At 42.8% G+C, this 17,272-nt stretch carries 16 protein-coding genes, 19 tRNA genes, 1 pseudogene and 2 riboswitches (1 of these 38 only partly in view); of the genes and pseudogenes, 34 read left to right on the top strand and 2 right to left on the bottom strand.

The window, feature by feature from the left end; genetic code table 11:
* From QUF73_15230 to QUF73_15105, 26 genes are all read left to right on the top strand, one after another.
* Positions 1-3 (top strand) — tRNA-Val (locus QUF73_15230) (it extends 73 nt beyond the left edge of the window).
* A gap of 37 nt (positions 4-40) precedes the next feature.
* Positions 41-116, top strand: a tRNA-Lys gene (locus QUF73_15225).
* A gap of 15 nt (positions 117-131) precedes the next feature.
* A tRNA-Leu gene (locus QUF73_15220) sits at positions 132-216 on the top strand.
* 8 nt (positions 217-224) lie between these two features.
* Positions 225-299: transfer RNA gene (locus tag QUF73_15215), tRNA-Gly, on the top strand.
* 7 nt (positions 300-306) lie between these two features.
* Positions 307-383: transfer RNA gene (locus tag QUF73_15210), tRNA-Arg, on the top strand.
* 5 nt (positions 384-388) lie between these two features.
* Positions 389-465: transfer RNA gene (locus QUF73_15205), tRNA-Pro, on the top strand.
* 21 nt (positions 466-486) lie between these two features.
* A tRNA-Ala gene (locus QUF73_15200) sits at positions 487-562 on the top strand.
* Between the two features lie 18 nt (positions 563-580).
* Positions 581-657: transfer RNA gene (locus QUF73_15195), tRNA-Met, on the top strand.
* A 23-nt stretch (positions 658-680) separates the two neighbouring features.
* Positions 681-773: transfer RNA gene (locus QUF73_15190), tRNA-Ser, on the top strand.
* 22 nt (positions 774-795) lie between these two features.
* A tRNA-Met gene (locus tag QUF73_15185) sits at positions 796-869 on the top strand.
* A gap of 3 nt (positions 870-872) precedes the next feature.
* Positions 873-949 (top strand) — tRNA-Asp (locus QUF73_15180).
* A gap of 170 nt (positions 950-1,119) precedes the next feature.
* Positions 1,120-1,195 (top strand) — tRNA-Phe (locus QUF73_15175).
* 22 nt (positions 1,196-1,217) lie between these two features.
* Positions 1,218-1,301, top strand: a tRNA-Tyr gene (locus tag QUF73_15170).
* 7 nt (positions 1,302-1,308) lie between these two features.
* Positions 1,309-1,382: transfer RNA gene (locus QUF73_15165), tRNA-Trp, on the top strand.
* Positions 1,383-1,393: 11 nt separating this feature from the next.
* Positions 1,394-1,469, top strand: a tRNA-His gene (locus tag QUF73_15160).
* Positions 1,470-1,493: 24 nt separating this feature from the next.
* Positions 1,494-1,568 (top strand) — tRNA-Gln (locus QUF73_15155).
* 7 nt (positions 1,569-1,575) lie between these two features.
* Positions 1,576-1,649: transfer RNA gene (locus tag QUF73_15150), tRNA-Cys, on the top strand.
* Positions 1,650-1,679: 30 nt separating this feature from the next.
* Positions 1,680-1,753 (top strand) — tRNA-Gly (locus QUF73_15145).
* Between the two features lie 11 nt (positions 1,754-1,764).
* A tRNA-Ile gene (locus QUF73_15140) sits at positions 1,765-1,841 on the top strand.
* Positions 1,842-2,216: 375 nt separating this feature from the next.
* Positions 2,217-2,357, top strand: a complete 141-nt coding sequence (locus QUF73_15135) for a cytochrome c oxidase subunit 2A (protein ID MDM5227536.1) — start codon at positions 2,217-2,219, stop codon at positions 2,355-2,357.
* A 12-nt stretch (positions 2,358-2,369) separates the two neighbouring features.
* Positions 2,370-2,834, top strand: a complete 465-nt coding sequence (locus QUF73_15130) for a cytochrome c oxidase subunit II (GenBank protein ID MDM5227535.1) — start codon at positions 2,370-2,372, stop codon at positions 2,832-2,834.
* A 14-nt stretch (positions 2,835-2,848) separates the two neighbouring features.
* The gene (locus QUF73_15125; protein ID MDM5227534.1) at positions 2,849-4,543 is read left to right on the top strand and encodes a cbb3-type cytochrome c oxidase subunit I; all 1,695 of its coding nucleotides are present in this window, start codon (positions 2,849-2,851) and stop codon (positions 4,541-4,543) included.
* A 60-nt stretch (positions 4,544-4,603) separates the two neighbouring features.
* Positions 4,604-5,236 (top strand): SCO family protein, encoded by a 633-nt coding sequence (locus tag QUF73_15120; GenBank protein MDM5227533.1) that lies wholly within the window; start codon positions 4,604-4,606, stop codon positions 5,234-5,236.
* Complete coding sequence (locus QUF73_15115; GenBank protein ID MDM5227532.1) at positions 5,233-5,793, top strand: hypothetical protein; 561 nt, start codon at positions 5,233-5,235, stop codon at positions 5,791-5,793. The genes QUF73_15120 and QUF73_15115 overlap by 4 nt, the downstream gene beginning before the upstream one ends.
* A gap of 151 nt (positions 5,794-5,944) precedes the next feature.
* On the top strand, positions 5,945-6,733 hold the full coding sequence (locus tag QUF73_15110; protein ID MDM5227531.1) for a DUF2935 domain-containing protein: 789 nt from the start codon (positions 5,945-5,947) through the stop codon (positions 6,731-6,733).
* A gap of 208 nt (positions 6,734-6,941) precedes the next feature.
* Entirely contained in the window at positions 6,942-7,811 is an 870-nt protein-coding gene (locus QUF73_15105; GenBank protein MDM5227530.1) for a cation diffusion facilitator family transporter, read from the top strand.
* 37 nt (positions 7,812-7,848) lie between these two features.
* Here QUF73_15105 and QUF73_15100 read toward each other — a convergent pair whose 3' ends face one another.
* On the bottom strand, positions 7,849-8,268 hold the full coding sequence (locus QUF73_15100) for a hypothetical protein (protein ID MDM5227529.1): 420 nt from the start codon (positions 8,266-8,268) through the stop codon (positions 7,849-7,851).
* A gap of 286 nt (positions 8,269-8,554) precedes the next feature.
* Between QUF73_15100 and QUF73_15095 the strand changes: the two genes are divergently transcribed.
* The 3 genes from QUF73_15095 to QUF73_15085 all read left to right on the top strand — a co-directional run bounded on the left by QUF73_15095 (position 8,555) and on the right by QUF73_15085 (position 10,435).
* Complete coding sequence (locus QUF73_15095; protein MDM5227528.1) at positions 8,555-8,797, top strand: hypothetical protein; 243 nt, start codon at positions 8,555-8,557, stop codon at positions 8,795-8,797.
* Positions 8,798-8,839: 42 nt separating this feature from the next.
* Complete coding sequence (locus QUF73_15090; GenBank protein MDM5227527.1) at positions 8,840-9,727, top strand: MFS transporter; 888 nt, start codon at positions 8,840-8,842, stop codon at positions 9,725-9,727.
* Between the two features lie 171 nt (positions 9,728-9,898).
* Positions 9,899-10,435: a DUF3267 domain-containing protein gene (locus QUF73_15085; GenBank protein ID MDM5227526.1), complete on the top strand. Its 537-nt coding sequence runs from the start codon at positions 9,899-9,901 to the stop codon at positions 10,433-10,435.
* Positions 10,436-10,811: 376 nt separating this feature from the next.
* On the opposite strand, the gene QUF73_15080 is transcribed toward QUF73_15085, so the two are convergent.
* Positions 10,812-12,446 carry a 5'-nucleotidase C-terminal domain-containing protein gene (locus QUF73_15080; protein ID MDM5227525.1) on the bottom strand — a complete coding sequence of 545 codons (1,635 nt, stop codon included), beginning with the start codon at positions 12,444-12,446 and terminating at the stop codon, positions 10,812-10,814.
* A 153-nt stretch (positions 12,447-12,599) separates the two neighbouring features.
* Between QUF73_15080 and QUF73_15075 the strand changes: the two genes are divergently transcribed.
* The 5 genes and pseudogenes from QUF73_15075 to thiS all read left to right on the top strand — a co-directional run bounded on the left by QUF73_15075 (position 12,600) and on the right by thiS (position 17,271).
* A complete protein-coding gene (locus QUF73_15075) occupies positions 12,600-12,884 on the top strand; it encodes a hypothetical protein (GenBank protein ID MDM5227524.1) in 285 nt (94 codons plus the stop codon).
* A gap of 187 nt (positions 12,885-13,071) precedes the next feature.
* Positions 13,072-13,186: riboswitch (TPP riboswitch) on the top strand.
* 129 nt (positions 13,187-13,315) lie between these two features.
* Positions 13,316-15,101 (top strand): annotated as a pseudogene (gene thiC, locus QUF73_15070) (phosphomethylpyrimidine synthase ThiC).
* A gap of 23 nt (positions 15,102-15,124) precedes the next feature.
* Positions 15,125-15,235, top strand: a riboswitch (TPP riboswitch).
* A gap of 88 nt (positions 15,236-15,323) precedes the next feature.
* On the top strand, positions 15,324-15,929 hold the full coding sequence (gene tenI, locus QUF73_15065; protein ID MDM5227523.1) for a thiazole tautomerase TenI: 606 nt from the start codon (positions 15,324-15,326) through the stop codon (positions 15,927-15,929).
* Between the two features lie 2 nt (positions 15,930-15,931).
* Positions 15,932-17,071 carry a glycine oxidase ThiO gene (thiO, locus tag QUF73_15060; protein ID MDM5227522.1) on the top strand — a complete coding sequence of 380 codons (1,140 nt, stop codon included), beginning with the start codon at positions 15,932-15,934 and terminating at the stop codon, positions 17,069-17,071.
* The gene (gene thiS, locus QUF73_15055; GenBank protein MDM5227521.1) at positions 17,068-17,271 is read left to right on the top strand and encodes a sulfur carrier protein ThiS; all 204 of its coding nucleotides are present in this window, start codon (positions 17,068-17,070) and stop codon (positions 17,269-17,271) included. The genes thiO and thiS overlap by 4 nt, the downstream gene beginning before the upstream one ends.
* The last annotated feature ends 1 nt before the right edge of the window (position 17,272 follow it).

Here is a 17,272-nt window from a genome sequence, read left to right as displayed (position 1 = left end):
CCATAACTTTTGGACGAGCTATTTGCTCTTCTTAAGGTATGAGCCATTAGCTCAGTCGGTAGAGCATCTGACTTTTAATCAGAGGGTCGAAGGTTCGAGTCCTTCATGGCTCACCATTTTAATTTCATATTGCGGGTGTGGCGGAATTGGCAGACGCACCAGACTTAGGATCTGGCGCCGCAAGGCGTGGGGGTTCGACTCCCTTCACCCGCACCATTCTTTAAGCGGAAGTAGTTCAGTGGTAGAACATCACCTTGCCAAGGTGGGGGTCGCGGGTTCGAATCCCGTCTTCCGCTCCATTATTTTGCGCCCGTAGCTCAATTGGATAGAGCGTTTGACTACGGATCAAAAGGTTAGGGGTTCGACTCCTCTCGGGCGCGCCATATTACGGGGAGTAGCTCAGCTTGGTAGAGCACTTGGTTTGGGACCAAGGGGTCGCAGGTTCGAATCCTGTCTTCCCGACCAGAGACACTTCTTTAATTATATGGGGCCTTAGCTCAGCTGGGAGAGCGCCTGCTTTGCACGCAGGAGGTCAGCGGTTCGATCCCGCTAGGCTCCACCATAAATATATAATCATTTCGGCGGTGTAGCTCAGCTGGCTAGAGCGTACGGTTCATACCCGTGAGGTCGGGGGTTCGATCCCCTCCGCCGCTACCAATATGCTTATTTTTTATTACATCGGAGGAATACCCAAGTCCGGCTGAAGGGATCGGTCTTGAAAACCGACAGGCGGGTCAAACCGCGCAGGGGTTCGAATCCCCTTTCCTCCTCCATATTTTATTTTAATAATATTGTCGCGGGGTGGAGCAGTCCGGTAGCTCGTCGGGCTCATAACCCGAAGGTCGCAGGTTCAAATCCTGCCCCCGCAATCTGGTCCGGTAGTTCAGTTGGTTAGAATGCCTGCCTGTCACGCAGGAGGTCGCGGGTTCGAGTCCCGTCCGGACCGCCATTTTTTAAAAATAAATAATATGTGGCTCAGTAGCTCAGTCGGTAGAGGATTTTAAAAGAATGCAGCTGCGAAGCTTCAGCATCATCGAATAGCATGCTTTTAAAATCTGCGACAAAGAACGCAGAGCTTTGAAGCACATGTGTCTAGCTTTAGGATTAATAATTTTATATGGCTCAGTAGCTCAGTCGGTAGAGCAAAGGACTGAAAATCCTTGTGTCGGCGGTTCGATTCCGTCCTGAGCCACCATTTTCTTAGTCTTTACAGACTTGGAGGGGTAGCGAAGTGGCTAAACGCGGCGGACTGTAAATCCGCTCCTTCGGGTTCGGCAGTTCGAATCTGCCCCCCTCCACCATTTATATAGGGGTATAGTTTAATGGTAAAACGAAGGTCTCCAAAACCTTTGATGTGGGTTCGATTCCTACTACCCCTGCCAGTAGGATAGTGGCGGTTGTGGCGAAGTGGTTAACGCATCGGATTGTGGCTCCGACACTCGTGGGTTCGATTCCCATCAATCGCCCCATTATTCTTTTTCCGCATTAAATTTTGGGCTATAGCCAAGCGGTAAGGCACCGGACTTTGACTCCGTCACTCGCAGGTTCGAATCCTGCTAGCCCAGCCATTTTTAAGGCAGCATAGCCAAGTGGTAAGGCAGAGGTCTGCAAAACCTCCATCCCCGGTTCAAATCCGGGTGTTGCCTCCAAACAGAAGTATATTATAAATTAATTTAAATGCGGGTGTAGTTTAGTGGTAAAACCTCAGCCTTCCAAGCTGATGATGAGGGTTCGATTCCCTTCACCCGCTCCAACACAACATATGGGCCTATAGCTCAGCTGGTTAGAGCGCACGCCTGATAAGCGTGAGGTCGATGGTTCGAGTCCATTTAGGCCCACCATTATACATACCATTATCAAACTAATTCCAATAGGGATTAGTTTTTTTTATTTTTGTGAAACTTTTTGAGTGTTAGTATGGCCATCTTAATTTTCATTTATTTTGTCTTCTAAATCTTTCACTCTCTTTTGGAGATTCTATATGATCATTGCGTGATTCTAAATACAGGGTGAATTGCCTTTTTATGAACTATTTGTGAACCGATATGCTCCCCCTAGTACCATTCGGTGGAGAAAACCCTTGATATTGCAGTGTTTAGCCAGAATTACAACCTTTTTGCCTTTAAGGAAATATGAAGAAAGTGTGATTCACTTCACTTTTATGAAAACCCTTCTCAACTATGATGTAGGTAACAAAGTTAAGGAGCTGATGGAAGGTGGAAACACGAAAAGTGGAGCAGAGCAGTTCAAAAGAACATAATTCTCTAAAGGGTACGTTCTTTTCAGTTACAGTTGTAGGGCTTGGGATCTTTGTTACTTATTTAATCTTGTACGGCCTGTATATGGCCAGAATATAGGGGGGATAACCAATGATGCACCGTTCTGAAAAGGTATGGCTTATTTTAAGCTTTGGAATGATTATTGGATTCATGTTAATCGCGGGCTACCAGGCATTCGCCTTTGAAATGGGGCCGCCAAGCTATGGAGAGCGAATTGATCCTCAGAAAGTGGATGAAACAGCACCGTTTGATAAGCCTGGAATAAAGAAGATTGGCGAGAATGAGTATGAAGTAGTTATGACTCTTCAAGTGTTCAGTTTTACTCCAAGTGAGATAGAAGTACCTGCAGGATCAACAGTTCATTTTACATTGACGTCAAAAGATGTCGTTCACGGGTTTCAGGTTGCCGAAACTAACTTAAATGCAATGGTTGTGCCTGGCTATGTACAAAAGATCACTCAGAAATTTGATAAGCCAGGCGAATATTTGGTTCTTTGCAATGAGTACTGCGGTGCGGGCCATCAAATGATGAGCACGACCATTACAGTGAAATAAAGGGGGGATAGACAGTGGAAACAGTTATTAAGCAATCAGGAAAAACACAAGTTTTTAAGGATAAAGCAAATAAAGTTATGGGGATTTGCCTCGAGGATGCAAAATTAACGAAATCATATTTATCTGTTGCCTTCTTAGCCATCCTTCTGGGCGGAATACTTGGACTGCTGCAAGGCCTGAACCGGGCTGGAATGCTTGAATTGCCGGCATGGCTGAATTATTATCAGGTCCTTACAGCTCATGGCCTTCTGCTGGTAGTCGTACTGTCGGCGTTCTTCACAATTGGGTACTTCTATGCTGGGTTATCCCACACACTTGGCGGCCTGCTTCCTAAGGTCAGAAAGATGGCATGGATTGGCTTCTGGATGAAGATTTTGGGATTTGTCTTAGCGGTGATCCCGATTTTAATGAATGAAGCATCTGTTATGTATACTTTCTATCCGCCAATGGCAGCTTCACCCATTTTCTATATCGGCTTAGTATTTATCGTATTGGGTGTATGGATGTGCGCCTTTGGCGCCTTTATCAATGTGGCCAGCTGGAGAAAGAGAAATCCCGGCCAGCATATCCCGATTCTTTCTTTCTTTGCAACCGGTGTCTTTGTTCTCTTATTCTTCGGAAGCATACCTGTAGCCATTGAGGTTTTTACTATAATTCCTTGGGCTTTTGGATGGGTGGAGACAATAAATGTTATGGTTGCACGCACGCTGTTCTGGGCGTTCGGCCATACGCTGGTTAACATCTGGTATTTAACGGCGGTCTCTGCCTGGTACGTCATTGTGCCGAAAATTATTGGCGGCCGAAGATGGAATGACCTCTTAACAAGAATTGTGGTTATTGCACTAGTAATTATGAATATTACCGGAGGCTTCCACCATCAAATTATTGACCCGGGTATTTCTGAACCTGTGAAATATATGCACGTGTTTATGAGTTTGGCAATTGGCTTCCCTTCATTAATGACTGCTTATGCAATGTTTGCAGTCTTTGAACGCACAGCGAGAAGGAAAGGCGGAAAAGGCATTGTTGGCTGGTATAAAAAGCTTCCTTGGGGAGACGTCAGATTCCTTGCACCATTTATCGCAATGGCTGCTTTTATCCCTGCTGGGGCAGGCGGCATTGCTCAAACTACAAACCAATTGAACCAGGTAGTCCATAACACTATGTGGATCGTTGGCCATTTCCACTTAACACTTGGCATGTCGGTAGTTATGACGTTCTTCGGCCTAAGCTATTGGCTCATTCCTTATGTATCTAAAAGAGTACTGACACCGCAGATCAATAAACTTGGGGTTATTCAAACGATTATATGGACGCTCGGTATGATCATCATGTCTGGTGCGATGCACTGGGTAGGGCTGCTTGGATCTCCGAGAAGAACTTCCTATTCAACATATTTTGATAATGCAACTGCTTTAAGCTGGGATCCTTATCTGTTCTTCCTGGCAATCGGTGGCACGCTTCTGATGATTGGTGTACTCATGCAGGTATATGCAGTATTCTACCTTATGTTCTTTGCACCAAAAGGAAACACAGAGTTCCCTATTGCAGAAGTGGAAGAAGATGAAGCGCCAACACCTAGATGGACAGAACGCTGGGGATTGTGGGTTGTATGTATGATTGTCCTTGTCGGCATGGCTTATGTAATACCATTAGTCGATTTCATTGTCAATGCGCCTCCAGGTTCACCTCCATATAAAACCTGGTAAGGAAAGAGAGATAGCTCGGCTGCTGGGCTGTCTCTTTCTTTTAAAAGGAAGTGAAGAATCATGTTTCCAAAAAATAGAACGGTTTTATCAAGCTTGCTTGTACTGATATTTGGCGCAGTCCTTTTTTACATTGGCACAGATGGGTTTCAGGCTTTTACTGCTGAAACAGCCAGGGTTAATCAGTTAATGGATGAAAAACCTCAGTTCCCGGATGTAACGCTTGAAGATAATAATGGAAGGACATACTCTTTATCGGAATTTGAAGGAAAGTATGTTTTTATTACTTTCTTATATACTTCTTGCGGTACTGTTTGCCCTGAGCTGGAGGTTAATATGTCTGAAGTATATAAACGGATTCCAGAAGAGTATATTAGCCATGATATTCAGTTCTTGAGCATCAGTTTTGATCCGGAGAGGGATGACCCGAAAACATTGGACACTTACCGTAAAGCTTTCGGCAGTGACGGAGAAACGTGGAGAATGGCCAGAATTCCAGATAAGCAGGAACTTAAGTCTTTGCTGGACCGGTTTGGTGTCATTGTCATACCGGATGAATACGGCAACTTTGCCCATAATTCGGCTTTTTACCTGGTGAATCCAAAAGGACAGTTAGTCGAAGTTATGGATTACACATTGATTGAAGAAGCGGCTGATCGGGTAACAGAGATTCTGCATAGTGGAGGGGAAAAATGATGAAGCCATCAGTATACGGATTCCTGCTGCTTCTTGCACTGATTCTCCCGCCAGTAGCTAATTTGCTGGAGTCCATTATGATAACCCATATGCATATGCAAATGCCTTTACTGGTGATCACTGGTTTACTCATGGCGAAATTCTTTCAAAATCGCTTTCCGGAATTCTTTTCAAATTGGAATGATAACGGAGTGCCGGGTTTATTGCTGTTTTCAATCATTATGGTGTATTGGTCTCTGCCAAGGACAATGGATGAAGCTTTGACGTTTACAAGTGTAGAAGTCTTTAAATTTATCTCACTGCCATTTTTGGCCGGTGTGCCATTGCGGGACAGCTGGCCAAAACTAAGTTCATTTTGGAAGCATGCTCTCATTATTTTCTTTACTATCTTATTTTTAGCTCTGGGATGGCTTTATATCTGGTCCCCTGTACAGCTTTGCAATAATTATTTGGTCATCGAGCAGATTACGCTGGGATGGGGTTTTATCTCAACCGCGTTTGCAATGGTTGTATACTTGATTTATAGCTATTTTATGGATTTTTCAAAATATGAGTAAAAGGATGACTGCTGCTCTGTTGGGAGCAGCATTTACGTTTTTCGAATGGTTTTTCTCGTTTTATGAATAGTGAGGTAAGAAATAAAATGGAATTAAGGCTGAAAATCATTAATATATATGAGAAGGAGTGAGTAATTGGGGAGGGGAAAATATGGCGAATCCAATAGTCGTTAGATCGCTGGACGAAATTAAATTTTGGTCCAGGATTATGAAAGAACATGCACTATTTTTAAGTTTAGGGTTTACCTATGAACAGAAACTATTAATTGCCGAGGCACAGCAATTTATCGCTCTATTTGAAAGAATCGAGGAAAAGCTGGCCAGATTTACAGTCAACTCAGAACTTAGCCAGGTTCAAGCATTTAATAACGAGGTTTATCAAGCAGCTGCTGCCATCTGGAGCTATAAAAGGAAAGTGCTGGGGCTGACATTAAGATGCGAAATCCGTTCAAATAATTTTCCTTTATTGATTGACCATATCAGCAGAGAAGCTGCATACTTTGCAAATCGATTAAAAGACCTCAATTCAGGGATACTCGCACCAAAACCGGAAGCCATTATAGAAGAAAATGTCTTCTTTCTAAGGATCATGGCTGACCATGCTAAGTTTATTGGCCATTTACTAGATCCTTCGGAAAGAAAGCTGGTAGAACAGGCAAGAGAGTTTAGCCATGATTTCGACCAATTGGTCTTTCAAGCTGTTGATCTTGACTCTATGCAGCCTGAATCAGAAACGAAACCATTACTTAGCCATTTTTTAAATGAGAATAAAGTATCAGTTGCTTCATTAAGGGACTTCAAGAAAACGGCCAGAGAATTAATAGAGGCCTGCCGGATCAAAAGCAATATTCATCCACTTCTGGCTGACCATACATTTAGAGAAGCAGAGAGATTTTTGGAAATAATTGATTTGTTTGAGGCGAGTATTAAAAGAGCCTAGATTTGCAGGTGGTTCAAATTCTGTATTCTCCTTAATGCATTTTAAAATGATACAAATTAAGCCAGCCGATTTAGAGGCTGGCTTAATTTTCGCTTGGGCAACTTAATTGCACTTTGCTTATTTATTTAATTATAGACAAAAAGATTGCTCTAGACCCACCCGAATTCCGCTTGGTAATATAAGCAAGGGTAAAGTAGGAGGCTAGAGCATGGAAGAGGAAAAATATCAAAACCTTAAGTTGGGTGAACGTGCTGCGTTTATTAGTATTGCAGCCTATATATTTCTTTCTGTACTAAAATTAACTATTGGATATGTGAGTGACTCTTCTGCTTTGAAAGCGGATGGGCTGAATAATACAACAGATATTATTGCTTCAATTGCAGTGCTTATAGGGCTTAGGATTTCTCAGCGTCCGCCGGATAAAAATCATGGGTATGGCCATTGGAAGAGTGAAACCATTGCTTCCATGGTAGCTTCATTCATTATGGCTGCAGTAGGTCTTCAAGTTCTGCTGAATGCTGTTTCATCCATGTTTGATGGAGTTAATGAATCTCCTGATATTTTTGCTGCATATACCGGAGTTTTTTCTGGAGCCGCAATGTACTTTGTATACCGATACAATAAAAAACTAGCTATTAAAATTAACAGCAAGGCCGTAATGGCAGCGGCAAAGGACAATATTTCAGACGCATGGGTGAGTATAGGCACTGCCGTCGGTATTTTGGGTTCACAGCTGAACATGCCATGGCTTGATCCATTAACAGCCATAGTTGTCGGGTTTTTAATATGCAAAACGGCTTGGGATATTTTTATACAAGCCTCCCATGAGCTTTCAGATGGATTTGATGAAAAAAAGATTAAGCATTATCAGGATGTCATCAAAGATATAGACGGGGTAAAAGGCATTAAAGATATTAAAGGCAGAAGCTATGGAAACAATGAAGTGATTGATGTGGTCATTCTGGTTAATTCCAAGCTTGATATTAAGGAAGCCCATGATATTGCGACACATGTGGAGAAAGTGATGATGAAGGATTATGGGGTTTATGATGTTCACGTTCATGTGGAACCGAATTAAAAAGAAATGCGTCTCTTAATGAGGCGCATTTTTTTTTCTAGCTGAACATTTTATCCAATTCCCGTAAATGATCATAGGCATTTACCAGGTTCTCAGGTACAATTTTTCTTCCATAATCCCAGGAGTTTTTTTCTATTTCAGACATGAGCTGTTCTTTCTCGTCATCTTCTCCATACATTAGGGTTCTTATATCATGTTTGTTTTTCTTGAAATCCAGATAATAGCCGATTTCATGGTACAGCATCAATTTAACAAGGTTCTCATCCGTCTCTCTTATTTTAAAATTGATTTTGGCTATGTAGCCGTTCACTTTCAGGTAGTTAAACTTAATTGTATTCGTTGAGACATTATAGCTCATGGGTGCAGTAAGCGTATTGCTGAACTCATAGTTAATATTTAATTGGAACTCATCCAAGGTGATTTTTATAATCTTTTCGATATCCCATATATAAAGCACGTATTCTGTTGAGCTCCTTTCTATTAATAGTTTAAGTTGATTATACAGACATTAAGGAAAATCGCGATATGTTTTTATAAAAAATAGGAACAAGCTACCATGATCTATATTGTTTTTCATAATCGAGAATAGATAACCGAGCTGGCTGCTGCTGGCATTTTTTCATGTAAGTTAAGATTTTCAATATGTTAAGCTAAATGATAGATTTTCAATATTAGATTGAGAGCCTGACTTTAGAAATAATGCCGGTTTGCAACGAAAAATTCTTTTAGATAAGGGGATATTGATGAATCGTTCATTTTACGCTCTACTAGTAAGCCAGACAGCAGCGAACCTTGGGTTTGCCCTGTACACGATGGCTGTGGTGCTGCATTTGTATAATGAAACAGGGAGCACAGCACTTTCTGCAGCCGTCACATTGGTTAGTGTAATATCGAGAATGATCAGCAATATACTGCTTCCATCCATTTCGGATAGAATTCAGCCAGTAAATCTATTGAAGTTTTCCCAGATAAGCAGATCGTTCTGATTGCGGGATTACTGATATTATTTTCGCAGCAAATGACGGGTTATGTTAATAGCTATTTTCTTTGTGTTGGCCCTTATATCTTTTTTCAATGGCATTTTCTCACCTGTTAAAATGTCCATGGTAAAAGCTGTTGTTCCTAAAGAGCAAAGAGTCAAAGCGAATAGCCTGCTCTCAAGTGTTGACCAGACTTTCTTATTTGCAGGGTGGACCTTTGGCGGTATCCTGTTAGCTTTCCTTGGCAAGCAAACCACATTGATCATTACGATCATTCTACTTGTTAGTTCTATTCTCAGCTTGTTTTTGATAAAAATAAGCCAATCACCTGCTGTAAACTCAAACGTCCGGATGCTGTCCAGTCTAACGGCTGGTTGGAAATTGCTCTTCCAGGATAAAGGGCTTCGAGTCCTGATCATAATGGATTTGATAGAAGCTTGGGCAGGAACGATTTGGATTGGTGCGGTTACGTTAACTTATGTGGAGGATGCCCTTGGAAAGGGGGAGTCTTGGTGGGGCTATATCAACGGAGGATATTACTTAGGCACTATTGCTGGAGGAATCCTCATTTACCGGCTTTCTTATTTACTGCAAGGCCGTTTGATTATTTTTATGCTGATTGGATCCAGTGCTTTCGGGATTCTTACTTTGGGGTATGGTTTTATTTCGAATCCTTTCTTAGCGCTGCTATTTGTGATATTGATGGGGCCTGCCTATCAGCTGCGGGATCTTGCGCAAACCACTATGTATCAAAATAGTGCAGATGAAACAATGTTCACGAAAATTCTTGCAGCTAAATCTGTCTTAAACGAATTGATTTTCGTTTTCTCTATTTTGGGCATAGGGGTCTTAACTGATTTAATCGGTGTCCGGCTTATTTACATTTTATCAGGAGTATTATTAATCATTCGTCCATCTTTGGTTTTTTTCAGCTGAAGCTTCAAGGTAAAGGAAATGCATTAGAAGCGGGCAGTTTGGAGGGCTAAGGCAATGGGGAGAGCATTGAATAAAAATTGGATATAAGCTGCCTGCAATGGACATTTTTGAAACTTTGCTATTTGTGATCCGTAAAAATAGGTATCGACCAATTTCTCGCGGGGTGAAAGTTTGGAAAATAAAAAAGAAACGGTTGTTTCCATTTCAATGATGAAATTGCAGGTTTTTTTATTCATTGCAACGATTGTGCTGGTATTTGGGGTGCTCTTTTTACATGCGGTGATTTATGGCGGAGGGGAAATGTCTTTTGATCTTATAGGTATGCTATTATTTTTAGCTGGTATGGCCGTTATTGTTTTTTTGCATGAAGCCATCCATTTGGCAGGTTTTCGCTATATTGGCGGTGTCCCATGGAGCGAAATGTCCTGGGGAGTCAATTTGAGATTGGGTGTGGCCTATGCTCATGCCAAACAGCCAGTGACGGTTCAGCAAATGAAAAAGGTTTTAATGCTGCCATTCATTCCGACTGGCTTATTGCCCCTTATTCTTGGAATTGTACTGAATATGCCTGGATTATCGATATTAGGGGCGATATTGACAGTTGGATGTTTTGGAGATTTTGTTTTGTATAAAAAGCTCTTAAAATTCCCAAAGGATGCTCTTGTCATTGACCATCCGACTAAACCGCAATTTACAGTTTATGAATAGTGATAAAACCTGGTGCATTTCTAGATTCAGGGCTTTTAGGAACTTTTATGTTTGTTGTCCCACCTAATAAATATTTGGGTGAAAAAGAAAGCAACTAGGGCCGCCAGTGATGATATTAGGAGGTTTCTCATTGAATCCAGTCCATAAAGCTGAATCCCTATCAATTTGGATGTATTTGTACACAATCTCCAGTTTTCAAAAACAATGGCTGTCTTTTGAAAAAGTGGAAAAAAGACGCCGAACAGCATGAGAAAATAAATATACTTTTTCATTATCCTATTCCTTTCTTTCTGATCCTAATAGAAGGATATGATGCCGATCCTGCTATTAGTATCAAATGGACAAGAAAAAAGGACAGTCGCCGAGCTGTCCTTTTTCAGTATATTCTCTTTATGCGTCCATCAATCGAGGAGCTGAATGGCTGTGCTGAATTCTGTATATAGTCCACTAGTGCATCTATATCACTTGGTCCGGTCACTCTGTTTGTCCCTTTTCGGAATACTGTAAAATTGTCTCCTCCATCAGCAAGATAGGTATTTACAGTGACCGAATAGATCTTATTCGAATGGAGCTTTGTTCCGTCAGGAAGATAAATATCTTTTATTTTTTCACCGGCAGGCTGGCTGACATTCCAGGAATAAGTGAAGCCAGAAATCTGCAGAATTCTTGTTGCATTTGGCTGCCATTGCTGATTGAGGACATCACGAATTTGGCTGCCTGTCAGGTTCATTTTGACCAGTTGATTGCTGAAGGGAAGGACGACATATAGGTTTCCCCAAGTAACACGGCCGGCGTCAATGTCTGCCCGGATTCCTCCTGGATTGATGAAAGCCAAATCTGTGTTCATCGCTGCCCGCTGGGAATCGGCAATAAGATTGCCCAGGGCTGATTCACCGCTTCTGCTTTGCTCAGCTGTGATTGGCATTGCAGCAGTGCCAATGTATCTGTTTACAATGGGTTCTACTTTCTTTTCATAGCGCTCGACCAGCTCCGTTATGTCATTTGCAGGCTGGATATTCTCTTGAAAAACATTTACTATTTCCGCGTGTTTCCGGACAATATCTTTTGTTCTGGGATCTATTTCTATATCCACATCTGAAAAGGCAGTGCCGTATGAATAGGCCTGCACCAGGAGTTTTCCATCCACAACACTGTTCAGATAGGTATGGCTGTGGGCTCCAAAAATAATATCCACTTCGTCATCCGCTCGATGGGCCAAATCTATTAACTGGCCTCTGGCTTGCTCTCCATTTGGTTTTGATTCGCCTGGAACATGGGCCAGTACCACAATGGATCTGACCCCCTGGTTTTTTAGTATATGGGTATACTTGTTGATTGCTTCAGCTTCATCAGTAAAAATCAGACCTTTCACACTGTTTGGCGCGGAAATGGCCGGTGTATTTTTCATGATGACTCCGATAAATCCTATTGGGATTCCGCTTGCATTTAATATTTTATATGGGGGAAGGATGGGTTTGCCTGACTTGTGACTGATGACATTGGCTGCAATCCATGGGAAACGGGAACCGGAATAGTTTTTTGTTGCTGAAGGGCCGCCGCCGCTTAGCAGGCGAAGCAGCTCATCAGATCCTCGATCAAATTCATGATTGCCGATAGTGCCAATATCAAACCCCATCTTATTCAAAAATTCAATGGTCGGTTCATCCCGCAGAAGAGCGGATACTGGCGGGCTAGCTCCAATCATGTCGCCAGCATGAAGCAAAATGGTGTTTTCATTTTCAGAAGCACGCTGCCGCAAATAGGCAGCGAGGTAATCTGCGCGACCTGCTGGTCTGCCGTTAACCTGCCGAGTGACATTCAGCTGTCCATGGAAATCATTAATTCCCAGCAATTGAATTTGCTTGTATGGTGCTTCTGTACGTTCTTCAACATGGCCGTGATAGTCCTCAGAAAGACCTTGGTGATCCCATTGTTCTTTTTCTGAAGGCTGTACGCTATACAGGGGCATTCCCAGATAGCTGAATAATATGGCGGAAAGAAGTACTTTCATCATTCATCCTCCAGTATTTGTGGCAGGGATAGTATTTGCAGATATCTGGGATTTAATCGGGTGATGGGCTATAAAGGATCAGAAAAGTTTTGCCTCCTGCCAAAAGGGTAAGGTCTTAAAGAAACATAATACTGCAAAAGGAGATGACAATACATGAATTATAAGAAGCTGTGGCTATCAGTTCCATTGAGTGCAGGATTATTGTTGGCAGGATGCGGAACGGATGAACAGGATCCGCCGCCGGAAACCGAAGGTGTGGAATTGGAAGATAATCAGATGGAAGAAAACAATAATGAAGATAGTGAAATGCAGGATCCTGGCACATCAGAAGAATCTGATATGGAGGAGCCCGGCATGAATGAAGAATCACCTCAAGATGAAGAGAGTATGGATGAAAGTGATAAGGATATGAATGATGAGGAATCTGACGGGAACTAACCCGCAAATTTCTCGGAAAACGTCTGCCGCTGACAGGCGTTTTTGGTGTGCATTCAAAAGTAAAAAGCCTGAATGAAGAAGAACGAGGTTAGGAGCAGAATAAAGGCAAAGTTTTTCATCTGACAGAATTCTGAAAAAATTCCTTTCATTTGTTTCCGCAATTCTGTATACTAAAATTGAATTTAATAGCAATAACTAGGGGTGCCCAATAGCTTGGGCTGAGAAAGAAACGCGCTAAAGTTTCTTGACTCTTTGGACCTGATCTGGATCATACCAGCGTGGGGAAGTTAGAATGTGCAAAAGAGTTTCTTTGTGCAAAGACATCTGCGTTTAAGCCGGTCCATCTTTATGTGGACCGGCTTTTTTACATATCTGGCACTTCCTTGGTTCCAGGTCTCGTCCTTATATTTTTAATAAGGGAGAGATGATCAATGACTGCAAGTTCTTTAAATCATGAGAGTATTTCTATTATGTCGAATTTTACTGGCAGCAAAAAAGTATATGTGGAGGGATCCAGGACTGATATAAAGGTTCCAGTTCGAGAGATAGAATTAAGCCCCACTGCCGGAACGTTTGGTGAAGAAGTCAATGAGCCGGTTCGTGTATATGATACGAGCGGACCTTATACGGATCCTCAATATACGGCAGATCTAAAAAAAGGGCTTCCTGCATTAAGAATAAAGTGGATTCATGAACGCGGAGATGTTGAAGAGTACGAAGGTCGAAAAGTGAAGCCCGAGGATAATGGGTTTCGCGACGAAAATGATTCGCGTGCCAATCATAAAGTCTTTCCTGGCTTAAACCGCAAGCCATTGAGAGCGAAAAAAGGGAAGAATGTCACCCAGCTTCACTTTGCAAAAAAGGGGATCATTACCCCAGAGATGGAGTTTATAGCCATTCGGGAAAATATGGAGCCTGAATTTGTGCGATCTGAAGTAGCAAGAGGGCGGGCGATTATTCCTTCCAATATCAATCATCCTGAGACAGAGCCAATGATTATCGGAAGGAATTTTCATGTGAAAATTAATGCGAACATTGGAAACTCGGCTGTTTCATCCTCTATTGAAGAAGAGGTAGAGAAAATGACCTGGGCTACCCGATGGGGAGCAGATACAATTATGGATCTGTCTACAGGCAAAAATATTTCATACTACACGCGAATGGATTATCAGAAACTCCGCCGTTCCGGTCGGAACCGTTCCCATTTATCAGGCACTTGAAAAGGTTAATGGCATTGCCGAGGATCTTACGTGGGAAGTATACAGGGATACCTTAATTGAACAAGCAGAGCAGGGGGTTGACTACTTTACCATTCATGCAGGTGTCCTTTTGAGGTATGTTCCGCTGTCGGCAAAACGCTTGACCGGAATTGTGTCAAGGGGCGGATCCATTATGGCCCAATGGTGCCTCCATCATCATAAAGAGAACTTTTTATATACACACTTTGAAGAAATCTGCGAGATCATGAAAGCTTATGATGTGGCCTTCTCCCTGGGAGATGGACTGCGGCCGGGATCGATTGCAGATGCAAATGACGAGGCTCAATTTGCGGAGCTTGAAACACTTGGGGAGTTGACGAAAATTGCCTGGGAACATGATGTACAGGTAATGGTCGAGGGACCTGGCCATGTTCCAATGCATTTAATCAAAGAGAATATGGATAAACAATTGGAAATCTGTAAAGAAGCACCATTCTACACACTCGGACCCCTTACGACTGATATAGCTCCGGGATATGACCATATTACCTCTGCAATCGGGGCTGCCATGATAGGCTGGTATGGGACGGCAATGCTTTGCTATGTTACCCCAAAAGAACATTTGGGTTTGCCGAATCGGGACGATGTCCGTGAGGGTGTCATCACGTATAAAATTGCCGCGCATGCTGCAGATCTGGCAAAGGGACATCCTGGAGCGCAAAAAAGGGATGATGCCCTGTCAAAAGCCCGTTTTGAATTCCGCTGGAGAGATCAATTCAATCTCTCATTGGATCCTGAGCGCGCTTTGGAATTCCATGATGAAACCCTGCCGGCTGAGGGGGCAAAAACCGCTCATTTCTGTTCCATGTGCGGGCCAAAATTTTGCAGCATGAGAATTTCTCAAGATATCCGGAATTATGCAAAAGAGCATAAGCTTGAAACCGGCGAAGCGATACAGAAGGGACTGGAAGAAAAAGCTGAGGAATTTAATAAGGCCGGGGGAAACATTTATCAGTAGTCTTATTATAGTTTAATAGAAATTATATCCGCTGGGGGTGCCTGTTTGCAGGCTGAGATTAAAGCAAAAGCTTTAAGACCCTTGGAACCTGATCTGGCATGAATACCAGCGTAGGGAAGTGGAGTATCGGGTCTTTATTCCAGGGCCTCATACCCCCGCTTTCTATTTAGAAGGTGGTTTTTTATTTGCACAAAATCTAAAAAAAGCATAGGAGCATCCGCTATGAAAAAACAGCTGCATGTTATATCAGATGGAAAGCTTTCTCTTGAGGCTTTTGCTGAGATAGCAGGTGAAGTGGAACCCTTTGCAGACAGGTTCCACTTGAGGGAAAAACATCGAACCTCAAGGGAGCTATATGAAGGAGTTAAGCTGCTTTGTAATGAGGGAATCCCCATTCATAAAATTGTTATAAATGATCGGGTGGATGTTGCATGGACATGTAAAACAGGTGTACATCTTGCTTTTCACAGCCTTCCAGTCCATGTAGTCAAAACGCATTTTCTAGATATGCCCATCGGATGTTCCGTACATTCTCTTGAAGAAGCAGAAGAGGCTGCAAAACAGGGGGCTGATTATATCCTGTTTGGGCACATATTTGAAACCAATTCCAAGAAGGGAGTCCCGCCAAGGGGCACAGGGTCACTGGAGGTTCTTAAAAAGGCAGTAGAAATTCCGGTATTGGCAATTGGAGGCATTAAACCAGAGAAAGTCCCAGAGGTTTTGGAGGCGGGGGCAGATGGCATTGCTGTAATGTCAGGGATTTTGAAGGCAAAAGACCCTGCAGAGGCAGCCAAGCTCTTTTCAAAAAAGTTAAATGAGGAGGGGTAATAATGAGGAAAATGTTTGACGCCGTTATAGTTGGAGGTGGCATTAACGGAAGCGCCATTGCCTTTCAACTGGCTAAAAGAGGGTATAAAGTGGCCGTTTTGGATAAGGAGAAAATAGCCGGCAAGGCTTCCGGAGCAGCAGCTGGAATTTTAGGAGCCCAAACGGAACTGACAGAAGACGGCCCGCTATTTCAGCTGGCATGCAAAAGCCGCTCCATGTACCGGAGCCTGATTTCTGAACTGGAAGATTTATCACAAGTGCATATTGGCTATCAAAATAAGGGTGTATATAAAGTGGCGGCTAATAAAGAAGAGGAGCAGGCATTAAAAAAATTGATCGAAAGCCAGCAAAAAGCGGATGAGCATGCCGAATGGTTTTCGATTGATGACCTGATCAAACGTGAACCCTTCGTATCAAACAAATTGAGGGGTGCCATGTATATACCGAATGACGGACAGGTGCAGGCATATGAATTGTCTCTTGCCTTTGCAAAAGCTTCAATAGCCCTAGGCGCAGAAATTTATGAGTATACACATGTAACAGATTTTATTTTAAAAGATGAAAAGGTTTATGGGGTCAGAACCAGCCAGGGAGAATTTCTGGCAGATGCCGTTATTGTTGCTTCCGGGGCCTGGAGCAGGGAGATTCTTGAAAGAACGGGCCTTTCGCTGCCCATTATTCCAGTTAAAGGCGAATGCTTCTCGGTCAAGATTGAAAAACCGCTTGTACAGGGGACGATCTTTTCACACGGATGCTATATCGTTCCAAAGCAATCTGGGAGATTGGTAGTTGGAGCGACGGTTAAGGTAAATTCATTTGATGAGAAGGTGACCTTTGAAGGGATATCCTTGCTGATGGAAAAGGCTCAAAAACTGGTCCCGGATATCGCGAATGCAGAATGGGAACGTGCCTGGACAGGAATTCGTCCGCAATCAGCTGATGGGCAGCCTTTTTTGGGACAACATCCAGCCTGTGACGGGTTATACATTGCAGCTGGGCATTTTCGGAATGGGATCCTCCTTGCCCCGGCCACAGGAGAGCTGATGGCAGACATCCTCGAAGGAAAAACGGGGCAGCCTAACCCATTTGAGCTGTCCCGCCTTGAAGATTTAGTCCATTCCTCAAAAGGGGTGCTTTTATGAATGTTGTCATTAACGGAGATGCTATGGTGCTGCCGGAAACAGTTAATTCTGTTTTACTTCTGCTCGAGCACTTTAAATTGGAGCAAAAGGTAGTCATTGTCGAACTAAACCAGCATATTTTGGATAAATCCACGCATGCTGAAACCATTCTGTCAGATGGGGATCGAATCGAAATTGTACACTTTGTAGGAGGCGGATGAT

The sequence above is a fragment of the Cytobacillus sp. NJ13 genome, assembly GCA_030348385.1.
Classification (GTDB): domain Bacteria; phylum Bacillota; class Bacilli; order Bacillales; family Cytobacillaceae; genus Cytobacillus.
The sequence above is the reverse complement of the archived record's forward strand: the minus strand, read 5'-3'. Positions and strand labels throughout refer to the sequence as shown.

Excerpts from the sequence above, each read along its gene's own strand:
- QUF73_15130 (MDM5227535.1), top strand. The coding sequence starts at position 2,370 with ATGATGCACCGTTCTGAAAAGGTATGGCTTATTTTAAGCTTTGGAATG.
- QUF73_15120 (MDM5227533.1), top strand. The coding sequence starts at position 4,604 with ATGTTTCCAAAAAATAGAACGGTTTTATCAAGCTTGCTTGTACTGATA.
- QUF73_15115 (MDM5227532.1), top strand. The coding sequence starts at position 5,233 with ATGATGAAGCCATCAGTATACGGATTCCTGCTGCTTCTTGCACTGATT.
- QUF73_15110 (MDM5227531.1), top strand. The coding sequence starts at position 5,945 with ATGGCGAATCCAATAGTCGTTAGATCGCTGGACGAAATTAAATTTTGG.
- QUF73_15105 (MDM5227530.1), top strand. The coding sequence starts at position 6,942 with ATGGAAGAGGAAAAATATCAAAACCTTAAGTTGGGTGAACGTGCTGCG.
- QUF73_15095 (MDM5227528.1), top strand. The coding sequence starts at position 8,555 with ATGAATCGTTCATTTTACGCTCTACTAGTAAGCCAGACAGCAGCGAAC.
- QUF73_15090 (MDM5227527.1), top strand. The coding sequence starts at position 8,840 with ATGTTAATAGCTATTTTCTTTGTGTTGGCCCTTATATCTTTTTTCAAT.
- QUF73_15080 (MDM5227525.1), bottom strand. The coding sequence starts at position 12,446 with ATGAAAGTACTTCTTTCCGCCATATTATTCAGCTATCTGGGAATGCCC.
- QUF73_15075 (MDM5227524.1), top strand. The coding sequence starts at position 12,600 with ATGAATTATAAGAAGCTGTGGCTATCAGTTCCATTGAGTGCAGGATTA.
- tenI (MDM5227523.1), top strand. The coding sequence starts at position 15,324 with ATGAAAAAACAGCTGCATGTTATATCAGATGGAAAGCTTTCTCTTGAG.
- thiO (MDM5227522.1), top strand. The coding sequence starts at position 15,932 with ATGAGGAAAATGTTTGACGCCGTTATAGTTGGAGGTGGCATTAACGGA.
- thiS (MDM5227521.1), top strand. The coding sequence starts at position 17,068 with ATGAATGTTGTCATTAACGGAGATGCTATGGTGCTGCCGGAAACAGTT.